This is a genomic window from Rhodobacter capsulatus (assembly GCF_052363175.1).
In the GTDB taxonomy this organism is placed as follows: Bacteria; Pseudomonadota; Alphaproteobacteria; order Rhodobacterales; family Rhodobacteraceae; genus Rhodobacter; species Rhodobacter capsulatus_D.
On record NZ_CP198946.1, the window covers coordinates 2,877,657 to 2,901,295 of the forward strand.

Consider the following 23,639-nt stretch of genomic DNA (forward strand, 5'->3'; position numbering starts at 1 on the left):
TGTCCTCCGTTATCCGAGTTTGGCCGGCAGGCCGTTCGCCCAGGTCGAGATCGTCCCTGCCCCGAGGCAAACGACGATATCGCCGGGCCGCGCCTGTTCCTTGACCAGCCGGGCGAGGTCTTCCTCGTTCAAGAGCGCCCGGGCGTGGCGGTGGCCGTGGCGAATGAGCCCCGAGACCAGATCATCGCGCGAGGCGCCCGGGATCGGTTCTTCGCCCGCGGCATAGACATCGGCGATGGCGACGACATCGGCCTCGTTGAAGCAGGTGCAGAAGTCGTCGAAAAGGTTCTTCAACCGGGTGTAGCGGTGCGGCTGATGCGCCGCGATCACGCGGGCGCCCGGCGTGGCCGAGACCGCCTGCCGCGCCGCTTTCAGAACGGCCGCGATTTCGACCGGATGGTGGCCGTAATCATCGATCACGGTGACGCCGCCCAGCACTTCGCCGACCTTGGTAAAACGTCGGTTCACGCCCGCAAACTTCGCCAGCGCCTCGCGGATCTCGTCCTTCTTCATGCCCAGATGGCGGGCGACGGCGACAGCGGCGAGCGCGTTCGAGACGTTGTGATTGCCCGGCATCGGCAGGGTGCAGCCCTCGATCACCGCGCCCTCGGCCTGCAGCTGGATGTCGAAGCAGTTGCGGCCATTTTCAAAGCGCAGGTTCGTCGCGCGCACATCGGCCTGGGCGTTGAAGCCGAAGGTCACGACGCGGCGGTCGGTGATCTTGCCCACCAGCGCCTGCACCTCGGGGTGGTCGGTGCAGCAGACGGCCAGACCATAGAACGGGATGCCGGAGACGAAATCGTAAAAGCCCTTGCGCAGGTTTTCGATCGTGCCCCAGTGCTCCATGTGCTCGGGGTCGATGTTCGTCACGATGGCGATCGTCGCGGGCAGCCGGTTGAACGAGCCATCGCTTTCATCCGCCTCGACCACCATCCATTCGCCCGCCCCGGCCCGCGCATTCGAGCCGTAAGCGTGGATGATGCCGCCGTTGATCACGGTGGGGTCAAAGCCGCCCTTGTCGAGAAGCGTCGCCACCATCGTCGTCGTGGTGGTCTTGCCATGCGTGCCCGCGATCGCGATGTTCGAGCGCAGCCGCATCAGCTCGGCCAGCATCTCGGCGCGGCGCACGACGGGCAGATGGCGGCGGCGGGCTTCTTCAAGCTCCGGGTTGCCGGGCTTGATCGCCGAGGAAATCACCACCACGGCGGCTTCGCCGATGTTCGAGGCGCGTTGGCCCTCGAAAACCGTCGCGCCCAGTTCCACCAGTCGGTCGGTGATCTTCGAGGCCTTCGCATCCGAGCCCTGCACCGCGAAGCCCTGCGTCATCAGCACTTCGGCAATGCCCGACATGCCGATGCCGCCGATGCCGATAAAATGGATGGGGCCCAGCTCTCCGGGCAGTTTGGTCGCGTTCATGGGCGGGGTCCTGCAAGCTTTTCGACGATGGTGACGAGCCGCGCCGTGGCATCGGGGATGCCTTCGGCCAGCGCTGCCCGCGCCATTTGCACCGCGCCCTCGGGATTGTCCAGCACGAGCGCGATCTGTGTCGCCAGCGCCGCAGCGGTGGCGGCGGTTTCGGGGATCATCACGGCGGCGCCCGCACGGGTCAGACCGCGGGCATTGGCGGTCTGATGGTCGCCCGTGGCGGCGGCAAAGGGAATGAGGATGGCAGGCCGCCCGATCACCGAGATGTCGGCGACGGAGGAGGCGCCCGAGCGCGAGATCACCAGCTGGCATTCCGCCAAGCGACGCGGCACATCGGTAAAGAAGGGCTCGACCTCGGCCTCGATGCCCGCGCGTTCATAGGCTTCGGTGACACGGGCGGCATCTTCGGGGCGCGCCTGATGGGCGATGCGCAGATGGCGGCGCAGGCCCTCGGGCAGCGCGGCAAAGGCGGCGGGCACGATATCCGAGAGGGATCCGGGCGCCCTGCGAGCCGCCGATCACGAGAACCGACATCGGATACTCGCCCGGCGGGATATAAGCTGCGCCCGCCCGTTCGACGACAGCGGCGCGAACCGGATTGCCGGTGTGCACGCCCTGCACGCCGGGGGGGCAGATCGGTCGGCCAGGTGCCGCAGGCAAAGGCATGAACGCGGCGCGCAAAGACGCGGTTAACCTTGCCCATCACGCCGTTTTGTTCGTGGATCGCGCGCGGCACCCCCAGAACCAGCGCCGAGGCCAGCGCCGGGATCGTCGGATAGCCGCCAAAGCCCACCACGACGGCGGGCCGGTCCACAAGATTACGTGCGATCGCCGAGACCATCCCCCCCGCCAGCCGGAACGGCACGGCGAGTTTCGCCACCACACCGCCGCGCGCAAAGGTGGCCGAGGCGACCTGCTCGACCGGCACCTGCGCCGGAAAGGCGCCCGCATAGCGCGCGCCGCGCGCATCGGTCGAGAGCTTCACCCGCCAGCCGCGGCGGACCATCGCTTCTGCAAGCGCCTGGGCCGGGAACATATGTCCCCCGGTCCCCCCGGCAGCGATCAGAAGCAGCGGCGGTTTGGTCTGGCCCATGTCACCCTCCATCAGGCGGCGGGACGATTGCCGAGAATGCGGGCGATCTCGTTTTGCGGCCGGGTGCGGGTCAGCGCGAGCAGGAAGCCCAGCGCGATCCCCGAAGCGATCACCGAAGAGCCGCCATAGCTGACGAAGGGCAGCGTCATCCCCTTGGCGGGCAGAAGCCGCACCGCCACGCCCATGTTGATCAGCGCCTGCACGCCGAAGGCAAAGGCGAGACCCGCCCCCGCGATCCGGGCAAAATGGTCGCGTTCCCCCATCGAGCGATAGAGCGAGCGCAGCACGACCGTGGCATAAAGCAGGATGATGCCGATCACGAGGACGAGGCCGTATTCCTCGGCCGCGACGGCGACGATGAAGTCGGTATGCGCGTCGGGCAGCGACCATTTCACTGTGCCCTCGCCGACGCCGACGCCGAAGAAGCCGCCCTCTTGGATCGCGTTCGTCGCATAGCCGATCTGGGTGCGTGGATCGACCTCGGCCGACAGGAACCCGTTGATCCGCCGCGCCACGTGCTCGGAGACGTTATAGGCGAAGACGACGCCCGCGGCGCTCAGACCGCCCGCCGCGACAAGCGGCAGGATCGGCGCGCCGGAGACGAAATACATCACCATCCACGAGAACAGGATCAGCGAGGCCTGCCCGAAGTCGGGCTGCAACGCCAGCGTGACCACGATCAGCGCGGTCAGGCAGAAGGAATAAAGCCGTCCGGGCGGGCCAGCGACCTCCATCGCCGCCGACATGAACCAGGCGGTGACGATGACGAAACCGGGCTTGAGGAATTCCGACGGCTGGAACGAGGCGAAGCCGAGCGAGATCCAGCGCACCGCGCCCTTGCCGAAATCGGTGCCGATCACCGGCAGGACCATCAGCGTGAAGAAGGCCATGGCAAAGCCGATGACCCCGATGCGGCGCACCTGTTGCGGGCTCATCATCGAGAGCGCAACCATCACCACGAGACCCACGCCGCCGAAGAGCGCCTGCCGCTTGACGTAATAGAAGGGTTCAAGCCCGTTCTTTTCGGCCAGCGGCACCGAGGCCGCAAGACCGAGCAGCATGCCGACACCAAAAAGCGCGAAGACCGCGGTCAGCGCCCATTTGTCGATCGTGCGCCACCAGCGGGGGAGCACGGGATCCGTCGCCCGCAAGGGGACGGTGCCGAAAACCATTTCCGTCATCGCGAAAACCGCTCGTTTGCCTGTATCTGCCGAGAGACGCCCGGTCACCGGGTCTTGAGGGGCGACTCTAGCCCAAGTTGCGCGCTCTGGCCAGAGCTTTTGCCGGACAACGTCGCGCGGGGGGCTTTCGCCCCGGCAAGGCCGGGGCGACCCGCGGGGGCTCTGCCCCCGCCCCCCCGGGCGTATTTGGCCAAGGAAAACCGGGGCCGGATCGGGGCGAGGCGCGACACGAAACAGGGTTGCGCCTCGCCGCTGGCGTGACATGGTAGCGCCATCAATCGGAAGGAGTCGGGCGATGAAGGTCGGAATCGTGGGAGCAGGCATGGTCGGCTCGGCGGCGGGATTTGCCATCGCGATGCGCGGGGGCGCCTCGGAGGTGGTCTTTGTCGATCGCAATGCGGCGCTGGCGCAGGCGCAGGCCGAGGACATCGGCCATGCCGTGCCCTTTGCCCATCCGGTGAAGCTGGGCGCGGGGGATTACGAGGTGCTGGCGGGCGCGGGCATCGTGATTCTGGCTGCAGGCGTGGCGCAAAAGCCGGGCGAAAGCCGTCTGAGCCTTTTGTCGCGCAACGCAGAAGTGTTTTCCGAGGTCATCGCCCGGGTGCGCCAGTATGCGCCCGATGCGCTGCTCATCGTCGCCTCGAACCCGGTCGACATCATGACCGAGGTGGCGCAGCGCGCCTCGGGCCTGCCGCCGGAACGGGTGATCGGCACCGGCACCTTGCTCGATTCCGCCCGCTTCCGCGCGCTTCTGGCCGGGCATCTGGGAGTTGCGGCACATTCGGTGCATGGTTTCGTGCTGGGCGAGCATGGCGACAGCGAGGTTCTGGCCTGGTCGAGCGCGCGGGTCGGGGCCGAGCCTTTGGACCGGATCGCCTCGCAGCTTGGAGTCGCGATCACCGAGGAGGTGCGCGCGAAGATCGATGCCGGGGTGCGGCAGGCGGCTTACCGGATCATCGCGGGCAAGGGGGCGACCTGGTATGGCATCGGCGCCGGGCTCGCGCGGCTCGTGCAGGCGATCCGCGACGATCAGCGCGCGGTGATGTCGGTCTCGATCCGCTCGCCCGAGGTGGCGGGGATCGCCGATGTGGCGCTGTCGCTGCCGCGGGTGATCGGCGCGGCCGGGGTGGTGTCGACGCTGGTGCCCTCACTCGATACCGGCGAATGGGCGGCGCTGAAACGCTCGGCCGAGGTGCTGAAGGAAAGCACGGCGGGGCTCTGGTAACCCCTGAAACGGTGAAAACCCCCGGGCCTTGCGGACCGGGGGCCGTTTCTTGAAAGAGCTCAGAACAGGAAGTCGGTCTCGGTCAGCGTGCCCACACCGGCGAGCGCATCGATCTGAAACACCAGATCCGGGGCGCCGTCGGCATCGGTGAAAACGCTGACCACGGTGGCGCCATTGACCACGTTCGTCACCACCGCCCCGGCGCCATCGGCCACCAGCGCCAGATGGAAATCGGCGGCAGGCGACAGCGCCGAAAGGTCGATTTTGTCCACGCCGAGCTCGAAGCGGGTGATGTGATCGCTGCCCCCCACTGTGTTGAGCGAGTCGACAGTGGTCACGAAGACGAAAGTATCCGCCCCGGCCCCGCCATCCATCGTATCGGCCCCGGTGCCACCGATCAGCACGTCGGCCCCGTCGTCACCGCGCAGCAGGTCATTCTCGGTGCCGCCATCAAGCCGGTCATTGTCCGTGCCGCCCGACAGCTGGTCTGCCCCACCATCTCCGAAAATCGTGTCGGCACCGCTGTCGCCCGTCACCGTGTCATTGCCCGCATCGCCATGCGCCAGATCGTTGCCGGAGCCACCCGAGACCAAATCGTTCTCGCTGCCGCCCGAAACCGTGTCATTGTCGAGCCCGCCAAAGACCGTGTCATTGCCCGCATCGCCATTCACCCGGTCGGCCCCGGCCTCGCCGTCGACCCGGTCGCCATCATTGCCACCCGACAGCTGGTCGCCCCCGGTGCCGCCGAAAAGCCCGTCCGTGCCATTGCCGCCCGAAACCGTATCGGCGCCGCTGCCGCCGATCAACGTGTCGATGCCGTCGCGGCCATCGATCCGGTCCGAGCCCGAACTGCCGTCCAGCCGGTTGCCCAGCGCATCGCCCGAGATCGCATCAGCCTGCGCCGAACCGATGACATTTTCAAAGCCGTGGAAGGTGGAGGCAAAGGCGCGGCCGGTGACCAGATCGATGCCGTTGAAGACGCCCGGCGGCTGGAAGATATTCGGCAGGGTCGAAAAGCTGAGCGTGTCGATCCCGGCGCCACCTTCCAGACGATCGGCATCGGTGCGGCTTTCGAAACGAACGAAGTCACTGCCGTCGCCGCCATCGACAGTGTCATTGCCCGTGCCACCTGCCAGCGTGTCGGCATCGGCGCCGCCCGTCAGCACATCGTTGCCGCTGCCCCCCAAGAGGTTGTCATTGCCCGCATCGCCCGAAAGCCGGTCGTCATTGTCGCCGCCATCCATCTGGTCGTTACCCGTGCCGCCTGACATCAGGTCATTGCCGGTGCCGCCCGACAGCGTGTCGGTGCCATCGCCCCCCGAAAGCGTGTCATTGCCGCTCTCGCCGCTCAGGCTGTCATTGCCGGTCGAACCGACCAGACTGTCGTTGCCGTCGCCGCCCAGCAGCGTGTCATTGCCGCTGCCGCCTTCCAGAACGTCATTGCCGCCCAGACCCGAAACCCGGTCATTGCCGCCCGAGGCGAGGATCCGGTTGGCGGCAGACGAACCAAACAGGCTGTCGCTGAAGTTGCTGGCGATCAGGTTTTCGATGCTGACCAGGCGATCGCCCGAGGCCATGCCGCCCGATTGTGCCGAACTGGACCCCAGGTTGACAGTGATCGCCGCGCCCGAGCGGCTGTAATCGACGGTGTCGATATCGGCGCCGCCATTGATCGTGTCGCGGCCCTCGCCGGCAACGATCGTGTCATTGCCCGCCTCGCCGAAGATCTGATCATCGCCCGAGATGAAGCCGATCAGCGTCGCATCCACGATCCGGTCATTGCCGCTGCCGCCGAAGACCGTGTCGTTGCCGTCGTTGATCGTGATCGTGTCGTTGCCGCCCAGCGCCGCGACGCGGTCGTTGCGAAAGCCCGGGATCCCCAGCGAGAACGCGTCGTCGAGGGTGTTGGAGCCGTTGGTGCCGATGATGTCCGCCATGGAAGTGACCTTTCGGTTGGGGTGTTGCGATGGGATCACCTTGCCCGTTCGCGGGCGCTGGCGCTGTTCCGCAGGGAACAGGCTTGCCAGACGGCCGCGGCCCGGCCAGCATGGGGCTAGGGAAAAGGGGCCGAACATGCGGGATCTGGCGGGAAAACCGGCCTTCTGGCGCTCTTTCGCGCTCTTCGAGGGGCTGGATGCGGCGGCGCTTTCGGCGCTGGCGGGGCTCGCCCGGCTGCGGCAGTGGGCGCCCGGAGAGGTGCTGTTTCAGCGCGACGATCCGGGCGACTGGATGGTGGCGCTGGCGGCTGGGCGGGTGAAGCTGACGCTGCTCGCCCCCGGTGGGCGCGAGCTGATCTTGCGCCATGCCGAGGCGGGCGACACTTTGGGCGAATTCGCGCTCGTCGATGGCGAGCCGCGCTCGGCCGATGCGACGGCGGTCACGGCGACGACGGGGTTCGTGCTCGACCGGGCGCGATTTGCGACGCTGGCCGCGGCGCATCCGGCGCTTGGCCTGTCCGTCGCGCGCTATTTCTGCCGCCGCCTGCGCGAGACGACCGAGCAGCTGGAGGGCATCGCGCTTTACCAGCTCGAAGCCCGGCTGGCGCGGTTTCTGCTCTTCAGCCTGCGGCAGCTGAATGGCCCCGATCTGCCGCCGACGGCGGTCTTGCGGCTCGAAATCTCGCAAGGCGAATTGGCCGCGGTGCTTGGCGCGAGCCGTCCCAAGGTTAACCGCGCCCTGCAGACCCTGGAAGCCGCGGGGGCGATCTTGCGCAAGGACGGGGCCTGGACGCTCGACATGGCGGCGCTGTCGGCTGCCGCCGAGCCGGAGGCGTGATGGCCTGGCGCGGCGCGGTTCTGGCGGCAACGGCGGCGCTTGGCCTGCTGCTGGCGCTGCCGCCCGCGCCCTTGCGGGGCCTGCAGGAGCGGATTTTCGACCCCCTGCCCCGCCCGGCGGACAGTCGCGGCATCGTGGTGATCGACATTGACGCCGAGGACGAGGCCGGGCAGGTCTGGACCCGGGCGGCGACGGCGCGGCTTGTGGCGCGGCTGGCGCAGGCGAAACCCCGGGTGATCGGGATCGACATGCTGATCGCGGGCGACTGCGACGGCCCGGCCGCCCGTGATCTGGCCAAGGCGTTGCAGGACCAGCCCGCGGTGATGGGGCTTTTGCTCTCCGACACCCCCGGCCCAAGCCTGCCGCCCGCGCGGCTCGGTCAGACCGGGCCGCTGCCGCTTTGGCCCGCGGCCGGGGCCGAGCCCCCCTGCCCGCAATTCGCCGCGCAGGATTGGGCGGTGATGGCGCTGATGGGCGACCCTGACGCCACGGTGCGCCATGTTCCCGTCGCGGTGGCGGTGGGGGCAGAGGCTCTGCCCGGTCTCGCCGTCGCCATCGCCGCCCGGGCCGAGCGGGTTCTGCCGCTGATCGGCCCCGCAGGCCTGCGGCTTGGCGCCAAAACCTTCCCGCTTGAGGCGGGCAGCCTGCGCTTTGCCCCCTCTCGACCCGCGGACTGGCCCCTTCGCACCCTGCCCGCCGCCGCCGTGCTGGCCGGGCAGGCGTTGCCGCCCAAAGACGCGGTGGTGCTGATCGGATCGAGCCTGCCCGAGCGTGGCGGGCTCAGGCCCAGTGCGACCAGCCCGGTGATGCCCTCGGTGCAGATCCTCGCCGATGCGGTGGCGGGGCTGCGGGCGGGGCAGATGCCGCAGCGCCCCGGCTGGGCCCCGGTGGTGGAGGGCGGCTTTGTCGGGCTGGCGGGGCTTTTGACGCTGCTGATGCTCTTGCGCCTCAGCCCGTCGCGCGCGACCGCCGCGGCCGGAATGCTTGCCGCGCTCTGGGCCGGGGCGGCCACATTTCTGACGCGCGGCGGGCTGCTCATCGACCCCGTCCTGCCCGTCGTCGCGCTGGCGCTGATCCTGCTCACCGCGCTTCTGGGCCGCGCCGCAGCGCTCGCGCGGGCCGAGCGGGTGCTGCGCGACCGGATGGGGCAACTGCTGCCCCCCACCCTCGTCAGCCGCTTGGCCGCGCAACCGCGCCTGATGCGGCTCGAAGGCGAAACCCGCGAGGTCACCGCGCTTTTCACCGATATCGAGGGCTTCTCCGCCGCCACCTCGGCGATGGGCGCGGTCGAGATGGTGGCGCGGCTCGACGCCTATTTCGCGCTGACCTGCGCGATCGTGCTGCGCCACGGCGGGATGATCGACAAGCTGGTGGGCGACAGCGTCCATGCGCTGTTCAACGCCCCACTGGATCAGCCGGGCCACGAGGCGGCAGCGCTGGCCTGCGCCGCCGAAATCCTCGCCGCAACCAAGGTTTTCGCGCGCGAAAACAACGGCTTCGGCATCACGCGGATCGGCGTCGAATGCGGCCCGGCGGTCTTGGGCGATGTCGGCTTTGGAACCCGCATCGACTACACCGCGCATGGGCCCGCGGTGAACCTTGCCGCCCGCCTGCAAGAGGCGAACAAGGCGCTTGGCACAAGAATCTGCATCGGCCCGGCGCTCGCCGCGCGGGTGCCCGGCCTTGTGCCCTTGGGCGAGACCGAGCTGCGCAGCTTCGGGCGGCTTGCCCTTTACACGCTCAAGGCGTGAGCCCGACCGAGGCGAAGGCAGCGGCAATCCGTGGCGCCTTCCACTGGGCCACGGCACTCGGCGCGACCCCGGGGCGGGCGATGTCGATGCCGTCGCCCGGTCCCAGACGCCGGGTCTCACCGCCCGCCACCACCTCGATCGCGCCGCGCGCGACGAAGATGCCGTAAACCCCTTTCGACGGGCCGCAGAAGAACCGCGTGCCGCGCACGCCGATACGGGCAAAGGCGCTTTGCACCGTCAGATCGAGTTTCGGCAGATCCTCGGGGCGATCAAAGACCATCGCGCCGCCGATGCTGACCACCCCGCCCAGATCGGCGGTGAAGCGATCAAGGGTAAAACGGGTCTCGGGACCAAGGTTGATCTGCGTCGCGGTGAAAAGCTCCAGCGCCGCGGTCGAGGCGGCCATGGTCGCGATCTCGTCCCCCTCCATCAGCGGGTCGCGTTCATGCAGATAAGCGCGGCTGCCAGCGCGGGTCAGGCTGGCCTGACCGGTGAGCGCCCGAGTGGTGCCAATCGCGGATTGCGCAAGCGCACTGCGCGGCACAAACGCAAGGGCTGCGGGCAAGGAGAGCAGAAGACGTCGGCTTATGGTCATGTGACACCCGTTCGGAATTTCCCTGCGGGCCTCCGCCGGTGCCGCGCTTGCCCCCGCGGTGCCGCCCCCTTTTTCGGATGTTCCGAAGTCCGTGCGTCGAGTATGACGCGAAACCGCCCCGGATCAAGCGCCGTGTCTGAGCCTCGGATCAGCGCGCCGCACGCAAGATCGCCCCGGGCAATTGCGTCAGCGACATCTCCTGCCCGACGGCCCCGCGCGCCATCGCCTCTTTCGGCATGCCGTAAACGACACAGCTTTCCTCGTCCTGACCGAGCGTCGTGGCCCCGGTGTCGCGCATCTCGCGCAGACCGCGGGCGCCATCGTCGCCCATGCCGGTCATGATCACACCCACCGCATTGCGCCCGGCAAACCGTGCGACCGACCGAAACAGCACATCGACCGAGGGGCGGTGCCGCGAGACGAGCGGCCCTTCGCGAACCTCGACATGATATTGCGCCCCGCTGCGGGCCAGAAGCGTGTGCTTGTTGCCCGGCGCGATCAGCGCATGACCGCGCAAGAGCCGGTCACCCGGTTTCGCTTCGCTCACCGTGATTGCGCAGAGCCCGTCAAGGCGCTTGGCAAAAGCGCCAGTGAACAGTTCCGGCATGTGTTGCACGATCACGATTGGCGGGCAGTCGAGCGGCATCGCCTGCAGCAATTCGCGCAAGGCCTCGGTCCCGCCGGTCGAGGCGCCGATCGCCACGATCTTTTCCGTCGTGCGCAGCATCGCCCCACTTTCGCGCGGCGGCGCCAGCATCGCATCGGCGCTCAGCTTCGGCTGCACCGGGCGCTCGCGCATCGGCTGTACTTTGGCCGAAGCGGCATTCACCAGAACATCGCGGATCCGCTGCGCGCTTTCGGACAGATATTGCTTCACCCCGATCTCGGGCTTGGCGATCACATCGACCGCGCCCGCCGACATCGCAGCCAGATAGGTCTCGGACCGATCTGAAACGAGCGAGGAACAGATCACCACCGGCAGCGGATGTTGCGCCATCAGCTTGCGCAGGAAGGTCAGCCCATCCATGCGCGGCATCTCGACATCGAGGATGATCACGTCGGGCACCATCGATTTCAGCCGCTCCGCAGCCGCAAAGGGGTCGCTGGCGGTCGCCAGCACCTCAAGACGCGGATCGGAACCGATGATATCTGCAAGCGCCTGGCGCACCACCGCACTGTCATCGACGATGAAGACCCGGACCGGGCGGCCCTCGGGCGGCAGTCGGGTGGATTTCGGATCGGGCATCGCCGTCATTGCCTAGTCCTTTCGAAAGATCGCGGTCCCCGCGGGGGTCAGACCCTCGGGCAGGCTGCGCAGGTTGTCGGAATGCCCCAGAAGCAGAAAGCCCCCCGGCCGCATGCATTGCATGACATTGCGGATCGCCCGGATCCGATCCTCAGCGTTGAAGTAGATCAAGACGTTGCGCAGGAAGACCACATCGGCGAGCGGCACCTGCCCCTCAAGCTTCCCAAGCAGGTTGGCGGTGCTGAAATGGGCGCGATTGCGCAAGGCCGGGGCAATCCGGTACACGCGCTGCTTGGGCGAGATCCGGGCACCGGGCTTCGAACGCAGCAGATAATCCGAGCGCAGATCGAACGACAGGCCCGATAGCTCCGACGAGGAATAGATGCCAAGACGGGCCTTGCGCAGGATTGCGGCAGAAATGTCGGTGCCGACAAGCCCCCAGCGCAGACCGCCATGGACCTTGTGACTGTAGCGATCCAGCACGATTCCCGCGGACCAGAGTTCAAGCCCGGAGGAGCAGGCCGCGCTCCAGACGACGAGCGGGTGGGCTCGCCCCGCCCCGTTCTCGATCAGTTTTGGCAGGCCAACCGTTTCCAGCCAGTCGTAATGCGCCTTTTCGCGAAAGAAACTGGTGGTGTGGGTCGCAAGACTTTCGACCAGCCGCTTGATTTCTGCCGGCCCCTCGGGGCTTTGCAGATGCAGCAGATATTGATCGTAATCGTCCATCCCCAAGGCCGTCACCCGCCGATCGAGCCGGTAGGAAATGAACTGGGTATTCGACGGATCGATCCGGATTCCAGCTTCCGCTTTCAGAATCGTCACGATCTCGCGCGCGGCAGCCGAACTCATCGGCACCGAGGGCTGCGTCAGCATTTCGGCATAGTCGGCAGAAGCCAGGGCGGTTCGGCGCAAGAGAACCTCCGTCAGTCGAAGTCGAACGGTCCGGGCAAGCCGACCGAACCCGACTGACCGAGGGCTGCGCGCAGATCGATCAGGTAAACGAGTTCCCCCTCGACCCGGGTCAACCCGAACATCGCACCAGCGTTCCAGCCGCCGGGGACCGAGGGCACCGGATCGACATCGGCCTCGTCAACCTCAACCACAGTCCGGACCCGATCGACAACGATCGCAATCGCCGCCTCTCGGTCGGTCTGAAGGTCAAGTACGATGATCCGGCCATCGTAATCCTCGACCTGCCGCGACAAGCCCAGCGACAGCGCGACATCCATAACCGCAATCCCCTCGCCACGCAGGTCGATCATACCCAGAAGCGCCGCGGTGGCGTTGGGCAAGGGGGCAATCACCTGATGATCAAGGATTTCGCGGACATCGGCGACATCTGCCGCCAGGATCTGGCTGCCGATGTCGAAGGTCACATAGGCCCGCCGTGTTTCGACGATATCGGCTTCGACCGGGTGGCCGAAAGACGATGGTTCCTTGAGAAGCTGGGCGGAAGTCATCCGGGGGTCCCTTTCGGTGCTGAACGATCCCGCGGCGGGTTAACCCGCTCCGGGGGAAGCCCCGCCCGGGGCCATAGAGGCCGGGCGGAGCACTGGGTCAAGGCACTGCAGATCAGATCTTCTCGAAGTCCGAGTCGTCGATATCATCTTCCGACATGTCGAGCGCGAAGCCGCCATTGCGGGTGCCGCTGGCCGCGGCGCGCGCTTTGCGACGGCTGGCCGGGGGCGCAGCGGGCGACTCCTGCCGTGCGGTGCGCGCCCAAGCGGCATCCTTGACCCGTTCCGCCCGATCGGAGCGGCCGGGTTCGCCCTGCACCTTGAAGAAGCCGATCACGTCATGCAGCTGCTCGGACTGGCTCGCCAGTTCCTCGGAGACCGAGGCGGCTTCGGTCGAGGCCGAGGCGTTGCGCTGGATCACCGTGTCGAGCTGGCGGATTGCCAGGTTGATCTGGTCGGCACCGGTATTCTGCTCGCGCATCGCAGCCGAGATTTCCTGCACCAGATCGGCGGTGCGCTGGATCGCCGGGACCAGTTCGCCGAGCATGTCACCCGCATTGCGGCTGACTTCGACCGAACGGCTCGACAGTTCGTTGATCTCGCGCGCCGCCTGCTGACTGCGCTCGGCAAGTTTGCGCACCTCGGAGGCCACCACCGCGAAGCCGCGGCCGTGCTGACCGGCCCGCGCCGCTTCCACCGCGGCGTTCAGCGCCAGCAGGTCGGTTTGACGGGCGATTTCCTGGATGATGGTGATCTTGTCGGCGATCGTCTTCATCGCACCGACCGCCTCGTCCACCGCCTTGCCGGTGTCGAGGGCACGGCTCGAAGCCTGGGTCGCGATCTTTTCGGTCTGCGCGGCATTGTCGGCCGATTGACGGATGTTCGCCGTCATCTCTTCCATCGCCGAGCTCGCCTGTTCGGCAGCCGCCGCCTGTTCGGTGGCCCCCGAGGACAGATCTTCGGCGGTCGCGCTCATCGCATGGGCACCAGCCGAGACGCTTTGCGATGAGACATGCATGTCGATCACGATTTCCTGCAGCTTGCCGATCATGGTTTCCAGCGCGATCCCAAGCGAGTCGGCTTCCGAACGACGCTTGATGTTCACCGTCAGATCGCCACGCGAAATCGACTCGGCCACGTTGGCCATGCCGTCGAGCGCCACAGTCATCTCGCCCAGCGCCGTCATCAGCTCGCCGATCTCGTCGTTCGAGGTGACGCGGGTGTCGACCTTCAGATCCCCTTCGGCGACCTTGCGGGCGACGCTGACGGCACGGTTCATGCCCCGGGTGATACCGATCAGGATCAGCGTCGCGGCAATCAGCGCGCCAATGATCGCGACCCCGGCAATCGTCAGGATCAGGGTCCGGCTGTTGGCGTAGCTCGCATTCAGATTGCTCTGCGAGGCGGTCATGGCAACGCCCGCCTTTTCGTCAATCAGGTCGAGCTGGGCAGCGACGGCATCTTCTGCGGCCTTGAACGGACCGCTAATGAGCGCGCTGGCACGCGGTTCGGAATTCGCCAGCGTTTTCGCTTCAAGGTCGTCGTTGATCTTGAAATAATCAGTCAGGATCGCCTGCACACCGGCCACTTCTTCCGGGAACTGCGCACCGAGCATGGCGTCAAGCTTGTCCATGTGCGTCGTCACGGCACCGCGCAGGTCCTTGACCTTGGCCAGGAATTCTGCGGTGCCCGCGTCGCTTTCCTCCATGATGGCGCGGGCGTTCATCGAGCTCACTTCCATCAGCGCGCGTTCCAGTTCAAGGATCTGCACCCGGGCGGCATCAATCGAATAGGGCAGCATCGTGGTCTTTTCCAGCGCCGCCTCAAGCTTGGCGATCTGCGCGTCCATCTTCTCGAGTTCGGCATAGGACGGATAGATGAAAAGCTGCCGCGCCTTGGCCATGCTGCCCTCGCGCGAGAGTTTCAGGGCATCATTCCGCAGATCCCTCGCCGTGGCGAGGATCTCGTCATAGCGCGCGAAATCTTCGCGCAGCGTGCCGTCGTCGAGATCCTTGATCTCGGCGATCAGCGCCTCGCGCTTGGCGCGATCGGCGGCGATCCCGTCCTCGGCCGCCTGCATGTCGGTGTCGCTGCTGGCGGCGATATGCTGAAACGTCCGGATGTCGGAGAGCGCGAGGCTTTCCTTCAGACTGCTCACGAGGGTCTGCATTCGCGCGCTCACATTGGCCATCTTGTTCGCATCGACATTGGCCGATTGCAACGAGGACAGGCCGATCCAGGAAATGGCGGCCAAAAGCGCCAGAACCACCCCGAAGGTGGCCATCAGCTTGGCCTTGATCGTCAGCTTCATGGTTGTCTCACTTTGTTCAGTTCAAGCCGCCTGTTCGGGACGGAAGAGGTTTTCGGGATCGAGGAGGAGGATGAGGTCGTCGCCACGCCTGAGCGCGCCGGTGACATAATTTGAAGGCCAGGGAGAGCCGTTTTCCGGCAACGATTCGATGGCGGCGGGGTCGATGTCGACCACCTCCTGCACCTCGTCGGCGAGCATCGCGAGACGGAAAGCTTCCACCCCGAGCGCGATGTCGAGAACGACGATGCGGCCCTGATTGACATGGCTGACCGGCATCCGGAGACGCTGGCGCACGTCGACAAGAGGCACAACAGCGCCGCGCACGTTGATCAACCAAGGCGCAAAGGCCGATGCCCGGGGCACGCGGGTGCGGGGGATCGGGTCGATCACCTCGTGAACATGGCTCACGGGAATGGCGAGGGCTTCGCCACAGACGCGGATGATCAGGGCAATGGAATTCGCCTCATCTTCCGCAAAGGCACTGGCATTGGGCATCTGTGTCATGACGATCTCCTCAGGCGGCAAGGCCGATTCCGCCGCTGCCCAAACGGCGCAGCAGCATCGCCACATCCAGGATCAGCGCCACAGTGCCATCGGCCAGGATCGTCGCCCCGGCGAAATCGTCGAGATCGGCATGATAGGCGCTCATCGGTTTGATCACGGTCTGGTGCTGACCAAGAATATCATCGACCACGAGCCCCATCCGCTCGCCCTCGGCGCGCACGATCACCACGCGGCGGCGGCCATCATTTTCCACCGTGCCGTCCAGCGCATCGGCGAGATCGACAAAGGGCACCAGATGGTCGCGGATGCGCAGCATGCGTCGCCCACTGTTGCGGGTCAGTTCCGCGACGTCGAATTCGACGCATTCCTCAACCGCAATGAGCGGCAGTACGAACACATCGGGGCCGAGTCGCACCAGAAGCCCATCGATGATGGCAAGGCTCAGCGGCAGGCGCAGCGTCAACCGCGTGCCCTCGCCCCTGCGCGAGGTGACCTCGACATTGCCACGCAGCGCGGTGATGGCCGAGAGCACGGCATCCATCCCGACCCCGCGGCCGGAGACCGACGAAACTTTGTCGGCAGTGGAGAAGCCGGGCGCGAAAATCATCTGTGCCAAGGCTGCTTCGCTTGGGCGGGCGTCGGCGGCCAGCAGACCGCGTTCAATCGCCTTGAGGCGGATTTTTTCATGATCCAGTCCGCGGCCGTCGTCCTCGATCACGATGACGATCTCGCCCGCGTCCTGCGAGGCGGCAAGCCGCACCCGACCCTGGGCCGGTTTGCCTGCGGCCACACGATCCGCGGCGGCTTCGATGCCGTGATCGGCCGAATTGCGGATCATATGCACGAGCGGTTCGCTGAGCCGGTCGAGCACGTTCTTGTCGATCTCGGTCTCGCCGCCGTCGGTAACAAGGACGACGTCCTTGCCAAGCTCCGTCGAAAGATCGCGGACAACGCGGCGGAATTTGCCGAAAACCGTCTCGATCGGCAGCATGCGCACCGAAAGAGTGGTATCACGCAGCCCGGTGACGAGGCGATGCACCTCTTCCACCAGACCTTCGAGCGTCGAGTCACCCAGCCGCGCCGCGGTCTGGTTCAGTCTGGCCTGAGCGATGACCAGTTCGCCCAGCTGATCAAGGATTGAATCGAGCTTGGCCGAGGGCACGCGGACAGTGTCTTGCGCGGCAAGGCTCTGGGTCCTGCTCCCGGTCCGTGCGGCGGGCGCCGCGGAGGCCGACGTTGCTGGGCCGGTCGTGGCGTTTGCCGTCGGCGACGTATCCGCCTCGATCCCCGGCGCAACCACCGGCTGCACAGCCTTGGTCGCCGGTTCTTCCTCAAGATCCAGCTGCACGATGCGCGGATCGGCATCATCCGCGAAGACGAAAACCGTCTCGATCGCCGAGCGCGGCTGCGCGGTGGTCAGTTCGACCACCCAACCCAGATGCGATTGCGTCGGATCAAGGCTCTCGAGCGGCGGCAGGTCGGAAACATCGCAGCGAATGCGGCAATCGCCCAGTTCGCGCAGCTCTTCAAGCAGCAGATCGGGGCGCATGCCACAGCGCAGCGCCCCTTTCGACGGGCGGAACGACACCTCCCAGCGGTGCAGATGCACCACCGCAGCCGGGGCACCCGCCACGGCCCCCTCAAGGGCAGCCAAAATCCGGCGCGCCTGATCAGACCCCACGAGTTCCGCCGTCGCAGCCTCGTCTCCCCCGGCATCGAGCAGCGCGATCACATGGTCGCGGCCTTCCAGCGCCGCATCGAGCAGCGGCTTGGAAATGCCGATTTTGCCCTCGCGCACACGATCGAAGGCATCTTCGAAGTGGTGCACGAACGCCGAAAGCGCCGGAAAGCCGAACATGCTCCCCCCGCCCTTCAGCGTATGCAGGGCTCGGAACACCGAGTCGATCGCCTCGGGTGACGCGTCGGTCTCAAGATCCAGAAGCATCTGCTCGAGCTGCGTCAGCAAATCCCGGGCTTCGTGAATGTAACTTTGGGCGGCGGGGTTCATGGGGAGGGTCCCTTCTGTCCGTCAGCCGACCAGCTTGCGCGCGACCGCGACCAGCATGGCGGCATCGAAAGGCTTGTTCAGCCAGCCGGTGGCGCCAAGCGCCTTGCCCTCCGCCTTGGCTTCGGGCTTCGTCTCGGTGGTCAGCATCAGGATCGGCACGCCCGAGCCCTTCGGCTCCTGCCGCGCCTTGCGGATGAATTCGAAACCGTTCATCACCGGCATGTTGAGGTCGACCACGACGAGCGACACGGGCTCGCTTTTCAGCTTGTTCAGACCTTCAAGGCCGTTCTCCGCCTCGACCACACGGTATCCGACCCCTGAAAGGGTAAAGGAAACCATGTCGCGGATCGCCTTGCTGTCGTCGATCGTCAATACCGTTTTCGCCATATTCAACCTTCCCATCCCAATTGCGCCAGAGCCGCGCGGCTGTCGGCGTCAAAGCTTGCGGCACGTCCTGCGGCTCCGGCGGCAGCGCTTGCAGACAAGGCAAGCTGCATCGCCACCACGCCCAGACGTTCCTCGCCCTCGAACCGCACGACCACCGGACCCGTGCCCCCCGCGAGGAGGGCCAGCATGCTCTGGCGGCACCCTTCGGCATCGGCTACGGCCAGATCGGCCGGGATCGCCAATGTCAGCATTTCGTCGTCGGTCACGCCCGCCACTCCTTGCGTCCAAGTGTCTCAGAGCCATCTGTTACGCCGAATCCCTTGCGCGCCGGTTAATCGCCGACAGTCGCCCCGTAAAAACGGTTTCAGAGAATTCTTCGTATCTCCTTGCGGAGCTAGAGAGTTTCTTAATCACCCTCGCTGAAAGTGGCCGGAACTTGCGGCGTTCTGCCGCCGTCCGGGGTCAGGCAGGATCAGGCAGAAATGGACAGGCTATCTTCCGTGCAGTCCGTACGACGCGACATGATCGCATCGCTCGATGCGCTCTCGGCACTGCTGGGCGATGTTCGCGGGCATCTGATGACCGTGAATGATCGCACCAGCGCGCTGGTCGCCGCGCAGCAAGAGCCGATCGAAGGCGTCACGCATATCCCAGAGCTGGCCAGCGATCTGTCCCGGGCGATGCGGCACTGGTCGGGCAGCATGACGAATGGCACAAGCCGCATGCTCTTGCGCGAAACCCGCACGCTTCTGAACGGGCTGACGCGGATTCGCATCTTCTTTCAGTTTCTTGCCACGATCACCTCGATTCAGATCTCGCGCAGCCGCTCGGGTCAGCTCAGCGCGTTCGTCGGCGCCCTGCGGGGGGTTTCGGCACAGATCGAAACCGAACTTGCGCAGGCACAAAGTGGCCTTGACGCCTTCGAGCAATCCTTCGAGTCGATCCTCGTCGTCGCGAACGAGGGGGCCGATCATCTCGATCCCGCCGCGCGCCGTCTGACCGAAATTCTCGCGCCGATCGTCGCCGGGCAAGCGCAGATGACCACGCGTCGGCAACGGGTGACGGTTCAGGCACAAGAGCTTTCGGGGCGGATCGAGCAGGTCATCGCCCGTCTGGTCAGCACCTTCCAGTTCTCGGATTCGGCGGCGCAACGGCTGGAACATGTCGAAACAATCCTGGCACGCGCCGTTTCTCGCGACCCTGGACCGGAACGCGCCGCCTTCGAGCGGCTGGCTTCGGCACAGTTGCAGGCGCTGGAGCGGGACACCCTCGACATCCTGACGCTGCTCGACGAGAGCTTCCAGACGATCGAGGGGCTTGGCGGGGGCTTCGTGGCCGAACTTGCCGCCCAGCGGGCCGAGGTGGAGCCGCTTCTGGCGGCGCAGGACCGGGCCTTTGGCCAACTCAACGAGGCGCTTGGCACGGTGATGCCGACGCTTCAGGGGATCATCGCCCGCTCTGCCGGGTTCGAGGGGCAGATCGACCTGCTGCATGAGCGGCTCGACAATCTTTCGGGCATCGGCCAGACGATCGGGCTCGCGGGGGTGAACTCGCATCTTGAAGCCGCGCGCGCCGAGGTCGGGCAGAAGGAACTGACCTATATCGCCATGTCGGTGAAGGAGACGGCGCAACAGGCGCTGAAGACCTTTGCCGATACCGGGCGCACCCTCGACAAGCTGCGCACCAGTTTCGACACCGGGGAATTTTCCGCTCTGCAAGACGGGATGAACAGGCTCAAGGGAGATCTGGGGCAAATCGCCGAAGGGCTGGAAACCGCACGGGCGCGGCAGGCCTTATTGTCGAAACTGGAAGACGAAACACGGACGGAAACGACGGCGTTGGCACGGCTGGCGGTGTCCGGGCGGCAGATGACTTCGGGGCTCGTGCAGACGATCCTGCGGATCGAAGCTCTGGGCGCGCTCTTGCGCGAGGGGCTTGCGGCCACGCCCGATCTGTCCTGTCTTGCCGAGATCGCGCCGATCTACACAATGGACCGCGAACGCGAAGTGCATGCAGAGGTGCTGGGGCTTCCGCCGGAATCGGCCGGCTTCGGCGTGATGGATATGTCAGCGACCGCGGCGCAGGATACACTCGACTCGATCCTGTTCTGACCGCCCGATCCGCCACGTTTTGTCAGCGACGCGCAAGTTTCGACGCGGTAGAACCGGGTCATGATCTTGCGAAGCGCCTTTCTTTTGCTGCTTCTGACCGTTCCGGCGCTGGCCGAGGACGATCATGATCGCGCGCATTCCGCCTTGGCGCAGGGCGCGATCCTGCCGCTGTCTGCCATCCTTCCGGGGCTTGAGTCGCAGTATGGTGCGCGGTTGCTCAGCGTCGAGCTGGACGAGGAACACGACCGGCTCGTTTACGAATTCGAGCTGATCACCCCGCGCGGCCAGATCGTCGATGTGAATGTCGATGCCGCGACCGGCGCGGTGATCACGACAGAACCCGGGCACCATGACGAGGATGACGACTGATGCGGGTGCTTCTGATCGAAGACGATCCGCGCATCGGCGCCGATCTGGCCGTCGCGCTTGAAACCGTGGGCTATCGGGTCGAGCGCTGCGCGGATGGCGAAGAGGCCTGGTTTCTGGGCGATACCGAGGATTATGACCTGATCGTGCTCGATCTGGGCCTGCCGCGGCTCGATGGTCTGACCGTGCTCAAGCGCTGGCGGGCGAACGGGCGCGAGATGCCGGTTCTGGTGCTGACCGCACGCGGTACCTGGTCGGAGCGGGTCGAGGGGATCGATGCCGGAGCCGATGATTACCTGCCCAAACCCTTCCGGATGGAGGAACTGGTCGCCCGCGCCCGCGCGCTGGTGCGCCGCTCGGCCGGGCGGGGCAGCGCGCTGCAGAAGGTGGGCGATCTGAGCCTTGACGCAAACCGGATGACGGTCGCCGTGCGCGGCCTGCCCGTCGCGGTGACGGCGCTCGAATATCGGCTGCTCGCCTATCTGATGCTCAACCGCGACCGGGTGGTGGCGCCGACGGAACTGCTCGAACACCTCTACGGCGACGAGGATTCGCGCGAGGCCAATGCGCTCGAGGCGCTGGTGGCACGTCTGCGGCGCAAGCTCGGCGCGGGCATCATCGGCACAAGGCGCGGCTTTGGCTATTATCTCGAAAGCGCCGCGGCATGAGACGCCTGTCTCTGCGGCTGCGCCTTGTGGCGGCCGGGGCCGCGGCGGTGACGCTGACGATTGCCACCGCCTCCTTCGGCTTGGCCGCGCTGTTCTCGGCCCATGTCGAGCGCCGCGCCGTGGCCGAGCTTTCGGTGCAGCTCGATCAGGTGCTTGCGGGGATCGAACGCAATGGGGATGGCAAGCTGATCCTGTCGACCACCCCCGCCGATCCGCGGTTTCAGCGTCCCTATGGCGGGCTTTACTGGCAGATTTCGGCCGAGGGGCGGCTGATGCGCTCGCGCTCGCTATGGGATGTCGAAATCCCGCTGCCCCCCGATGATCTGAAGGATGGCGCCGAGCATATCCATGCGCTGCCGGGTCCGGCAAACACCGCGCTTCTGGTGGTCGAGCGCTCGGTCACCCTGCCCGCCCGGCTCGGCGCGGCCTCGATGCGGGCGGCGGTGGCGATGGACCGCGCCGAACTCACGCAGGCGCGGGCCGATTTCCTGCGCGATCTGGCACCGTGGTCGGCGGGACTGGCCTTTGTCCTCGTGATGGCGGGCTGGGGCCAGATCGCCGTCGGGCTGCGGCCGCTCTCAGACATCCGTGCCCGCATCGCGGCGCTGCGGGCCGGGCGCGCGCGGCGTCTGGGCGAGGAACTGCCGCGCGAGCTTCTGCCGCTAGCGGCCGAGGTCGATGCCCTTCTCGATGCCCGCGAAACTGAACTGGCCCGCGCCCGCACCCGCGCGGGCGATCTGGCGCATGGCTTGAAGACGCCGCTGCAAGCGCTTCTGGGCGAGGCCGGGCGGCTGCGCGCCGCGGGCCGCCCCGAGGCCGCCGCGATCGAGGACATCGCCTCGGCGATGCGCGCGCATGTCGAGCGCGAGCTGGCCCGGACCCGCGTCGCGATGAAGGGGCCGCAGGCGCGGGCCGATGTGGCGCAGGTGGTGGCGGGGCTGATCCGGGTGATCCGGCGCACCGAAACCGGGGCCGCCCGCGACTGGGTCACCGAGATCGCGCCCGGCCTCGTGCTTGCCGCCGAGCCGGAGGATCTGGCCGAAGCCCTTGGTGCGCTTGTCGAAAACGCCGCCCGCCACGCCCGCACCCGGGTTCTGGTCCGCGCCCAACCCGGCGCCGAGGGCACGCGGATTTCGGTGATCGACGATGGTCCGGGCATTCCGCCCGACCGCATCGCCACGCTGATCGAACGCGGCACCCGCGCCGATCTGCTCGGGCCGGGCACCGGCCTTGGACTTGCGATTGCCCATGACATCGCCGAGGCTCTGGGCGGCCAGCTGACCCTTCACCCCACCGAGCCGGGGCTCGAAGCACGGCTGACGCTGCCCGCGGCTCCCTGACAAAACGCTGACGCTCGCTGTCAGAACCCTGTCAGCAGCCCTGTGCGAAACGCTCCTCACCCGCCCAATCGGAGAGGATCGCATGACCGAAGCCACCACAAATCAACCGACCCTGACCCCCGTCTGGGATCTTGGCGTGCGGCTCTTTCATTGGGCGCTGGCGCTGACCGTTGGCCTCGCCGCCCTGACCGGGTTTCTGGGAGAGGCCGACACGCTCAAGATCCATATCACCGCCGGGCTGATCGCGGCGGCGCTGGTGATCGCCCGCATCGTCTGGGGCTTCTTCGGCCCGACCCATGCGCGCTTTGCCGATTTCCTGCCCGATCCGGTCGCGATCCGGGCGCATCTGGCTGGCGCCGATGCCCGGCATCTGGGCCATAACCCGCTCGGCGCACTGATGGTCTTCGCCATGCTTGCAGCGGTGCTTGTGCTTGCCGGAACCGGGCTTGTCGTTCTGGGCGGAGTCTTGCGCCTTGGGCCGCTCGCCGCCAGTTTCGGCCCCGATGCGGGCTTTGGCGCCCGCGAACTGCATGAGATGATTGCTTTTTGCGTCGTCGGGTTGATCGCGGCGCATCTCGCTGGGGTGGTTTTCGAAAGCCGCCGCTCGCGCGAGAATCTGGCTCGGGCGATGATGACCGGGGTCAAGGAAAGCCGTCCGGGCGATGTGCCGGTGCGCGAGACGAAGGCGCAAGTGCTGATGGCGCTGCTCCTGATCGCCGCGCTCGGCGCAAGCTTCCTCACCGCCAATGCCACGCTCTCGCGCCGCCCGGTCCCGGGCCTGCCGGTGACGCAGATCGACGCCACCACCGCGGCCGAATGCGGCGCCTGCCACATGGCCTACCCGCCCTCGCTGCTACCCGCCGCCTCGTGGCAGGCGCTGATGGCGGGCCTGTCCGATCACTTCGGCGAGGATGCCTCGCTGCCGCCCGCGACCGCGGCGCAGATCGAAAGCTGGCTCACCGCGAATGCCGCCGAGACCGTGCAGACCCTGCCCGCCCGGATCTTTGCCCGCACCGACGCGAAAGCCCCCTTCACCCTGACCGAAACCCCGGCCTGGAAACGCATTCACGGCGATCTGCCGGAGGCGCTTTTCGCCCGAAAGCCGATCGGCAGCCGCGCCAATTGCGCCGCCTGCCACCACGACGCCGCGACGGGCCGCTTCAGCCCCTTCGCCATCGCCATCCCCAAGGAGTGAC

At 66.8% G+C, this 23,639-nt stretch carries 20 protein-coding genes and 1 pseudogene; 8 read left to right on the forward strand and 13 right to left on the reverse strand.

Annotation, left to right across the window (positions count from 1 at the left end; all coding sequences use genetic code 11):
- Positions 1-9: 9 nt before the first annotated feature.
- The 3 genes and pseudogenes from murC to ACTTAI_RS15080 all read right to left on the reverse strand — a co-directional run bounded on the left by murC (position 10) and on the right by ACTTAI_RS15080 (position 3,699).
- Positions 10-1,416, reverse strand: a complete 1,407-nt coding sequence (gene murC, locus ACTTAI_RS15070) for a UDP-N-acetylmuramate--L-alanine ligase (RefSeq protein ID WP_444452332.1) — start codon at positions 1,414-1,416, stop codon at positions 10-12.
- Positions 1,413-2,518: pseudogene (locus tag ACTTAI_RS15075) on the reverse strand (UDP-N-acetylglucosamine--N-acetylmuramyl-(pentapeptide) pyrophosphoryl-undecaprenol N-acetylglucosamine transferase). The gene murC and the pseudogene ACTTAI_RS15075 overlap by 4 nt, the downstream one beginning before the upstream one ends.
- Positions 2,519-2,529: 11 nt before the next feature.
- Positions 2,530-3,699, reverse strand: a complete 1,170-nt coding sequence (locus ACTTAI_RS15080) for a peptidoglycan glycosyltransferase FtsW (RefSeq protein WP_444452333.1) — start codon at positions 3,697-3,699, stop codon at positions 2,530-2,532.
- Between the two features lie 295 nt (positions 3,700-3,994).
- Here ACTTAI_RS15080 and ACTTAI_RS15085 point away from each other — a divergent pair, with 295 nt between their 5' ends.
- Positions 3,995-4,924, forward strand: a complete 930-nt coding sequence (locus tag ACTTAI_RS15085; RefSeq protein ID WP_444452334.1) for an L-lactate dehydrogenase — start codon at positions 3,995-3,997, stop codon at positions 4,922-4,924.
- 59 nt (positions 4,925-4,983) lie between these two features.
- On the opposite strand, the gene ACTTAI_RS15090 is transcribed toward ACTTAI_RS15085, so the two are convergent.
- On the reverse strand, positions 4,984-6,861 hold the full coding sequence (locus ACTTAI_RS15090; protein WP_444452335.1) for a calcium-binding protein: 1,878 nt from the start codon (positions 6,859-6,861) through the stop codon (positions 4,984-4,986).
- A 136-nt stretch (positions 6,862-6,997) separates the two neighbouring features.
- Here ACTTAI_RS15090 and ACTTAI_RS15095 point away from each other — a divergent pair, with 136 nt between their 5' ends.
- A complete protein-coding gene (locus ACTTAI_RS15095) occupies positions 6,998-7,699 on the forward strand; it encodes a Crp/Fnr family transcriptional regulator (protein WP_444452336.1) in 702 nt (233 codons plus the stop codon).
- On the forward strand, positions 7,699-9,450 hold the full coding sequence (locus ACTTAI_RS15100; protein WP_444452337.1) for a CHASE2 domain-containing protein: 1,752 nt from the start codon (positions 7,699-7,701) through the stop codon (positions 9,448-9,450). Before ACTTAI_RS15095 ends, ACTTAI_RS15100 begins: the two co-directional genes overlap by 1 nt.
- Here ACTTAI_RS15100 and ACTTAI_RS15105 read toward each other — a convergent pair.
- From ACTTAI_RS15105 to ACTTAI_RS15145, 9 genes are all read right to left on the reverse strand, one after another.
- The gene (locus ACTTAI_RS15105) at positions 9,440-10,045 is read right to left on the reverse strand and encodes a FecR domain-containing protein (protein ID WP_444452338.1); all 606 of its coding nucleotides are present in this window, start codon (positions 10,043-10,045) and stop codon (positions 9,440-9,442) included. The two genes, ACTTAI_RS15100 and ACTTAI_RS15105, sit on opposite strands and share 11 nt — an antisense overlap.
- 148 nt (positions 10,046-10,193) lie before the next feature.
- Complete coding sequence (locus ACTTAI_RS15110) at positions 10,194-11,300, reverse strand: protein-glutamate methylesterase/protein-glutamine glutaminase (RefSeq protein WP_444452339.1); 1,107 nt, start codon at positions 11,298-11,300, stop codon at positions 10,194-10,196.
- Between the two features lie 3 nt (positions 11,301-11,303).
- On the reverse strand, positions 11,304-12,203 hold the full coding sequence (locus ACTTAI_RS15115; RefSeq protein ID WP_444452340.1) for a CheR family methyltransferase: 900 nt from the start codon (positions 12,201-12,203) through the stop codon (positions 11,304-11,306).
- A gap of 11 nt (positions 12,204-12,214) precedes the next feature.
- The gene (locus tag ACTTAI_RS15120; protein ID WP_444452341.1) at positions 12,215-12,751 is read right to left on the reverse strand and encodes a chemotaxis protein CheW; all 537 of its coding nucleotides are present in this window, start codon (positions 12,749-12,751) and stop codon (positions 12,215-12,217) included.
- A 112-nt stretch (positions 12,752-12,863) separates the two neighbouring features.
- Positions 12,864-15,059 carry a HAMP domain-containing methyl-accepting chemotaxis protein gene (locus ACTTAI_RS15125; RefSeq protein WP_444452342.1) on the reverse strand — a complete coding sequence of 732 codons (2,196 nt, stop codon included), beginning with the start codon at positions 15,057-15,059 and terminating at the stop codon, positions 12,864-12,866.
- Between the two features lie 21 nt (positions 15,060-15,080).
- A complete protein-coding gene (locus tag ACTTAI_RS15130) occupies positions 15,081-15,563 on the reverse strand; it encodes a chemotaxis protein CheW (protein ID WP_444452343.1) in 483 nt (160 codons plus the stop codon).
- Between the two features lie 10 nt (positions 15,564-15,573).
- Positions 15,574-17,571, reverse strand: a complete 1,998-nt coding sequence (locus ACTTAI_RS15135; RefSeq protein ID WP_444452344.1) for a chemotaxis protein CheA — start codon at positions 17,569-17,571, stop codon at positions 15,574-15,576.
- 21 nt (positions 17,572-17,592) lie between these two features.
- Positions 17,593-17,958: a response regulator gene (locus tag ACTTAI_RS15140; protein WP_444452345.1), complete on the reverse strand. Its 366-nt coding sequence runs from the start codon at positions 17,956-17,958 to the stop codon at positions 17,593-17,595.
- Between the two features lie 2 nt (positions 17,959-17,960).
- Positions 17,961-18,224 carry a hypothetical protein gene (locus ACTTAI_RS15145; RefSeq protein WP_444452346.1) on the reverse strand — a complete coding sequence of 88 codons (264 nt, stop codon included), beginning with the start codon at positions 18,222-18,224 and terminating at the stop codon, positions 17,961-17,963.
- Between the two features lie 255 nt (positions 18,225-18,479).
- On the opposite strand from ACTTAI_RS15145, the gene ACTTAI_RS15150 reads away from it, so the two are divergent.
- The 5 genes from ACTTAI_RS15150 (at position 18,480) to ACTTAI_RS15170 (ending at position 23,638) form a co-directional block, all read left to right on the forward strand.
- Positions 18,480-20,069: a hypothetical protein gene (locus tag ACTTAI_RS15150; protein ID WP_444452347.1), complete on the forward strand. Its 1,590-nt coding sequence runs from the start codon at positions 18,480-18,482 to the stop codon at positions 20,067-20,069.
- A 60-nt stretch (positions 20,070-20,129) separates the two neighbouring features.
- A complete protein-coding gene (locus ACTTAI_RS15155; RefSeq protein ID WP_444452348.1) occupies positions 20,130-20,438 on the forward strand; it encodes a PepSY domain-containing protein in 309 nt (102 codons plus the stop codon).
- Complete coding sequence (locus ACTTAI_RS15160) at positions 20,438-21,103, forward strand: response regulator transcription factor (RefSeq protein ID WP_444452349.1); 666 nt, start codon at positions 20,438-20,440, stop codon at positions 21,101-21,103. The genes ACTTAI_RS15155 and ACTTAI_RS15160 overlap by 1 nt, the downstream gene beginning before the upstream one ends.
- Positions 21,100-22,443 (forward strand): sensor histidine kinase, encoded by a 1,344-nt coding sequence (locus ACTTAI_RS15165; protein ID WP_444452350.1) that lies wholly within the window; start codon positions 21,100-21,102, stop codon positions 22,441-22,443. Before ACTTAI_RS15160 ends, ACTTAI_RS15165 begins: the two co-directional genes overlap by 4 nt.
- Before the next feature lie 82 nt (positions 22,444-22,525).
- Complete coding sequence (locus tag ACTTAI_RS15170; RefSeq protein WP_444452351.1) at positions 22,526-23,638, forward strand: cytochrome b/b6 domain-containing protein; 1,113 nt, start codon at positions 22,526-22,528, stop codon at positions 23,636-23,638.
- Position 23,639: the final 1 nt, after the last annotated feature.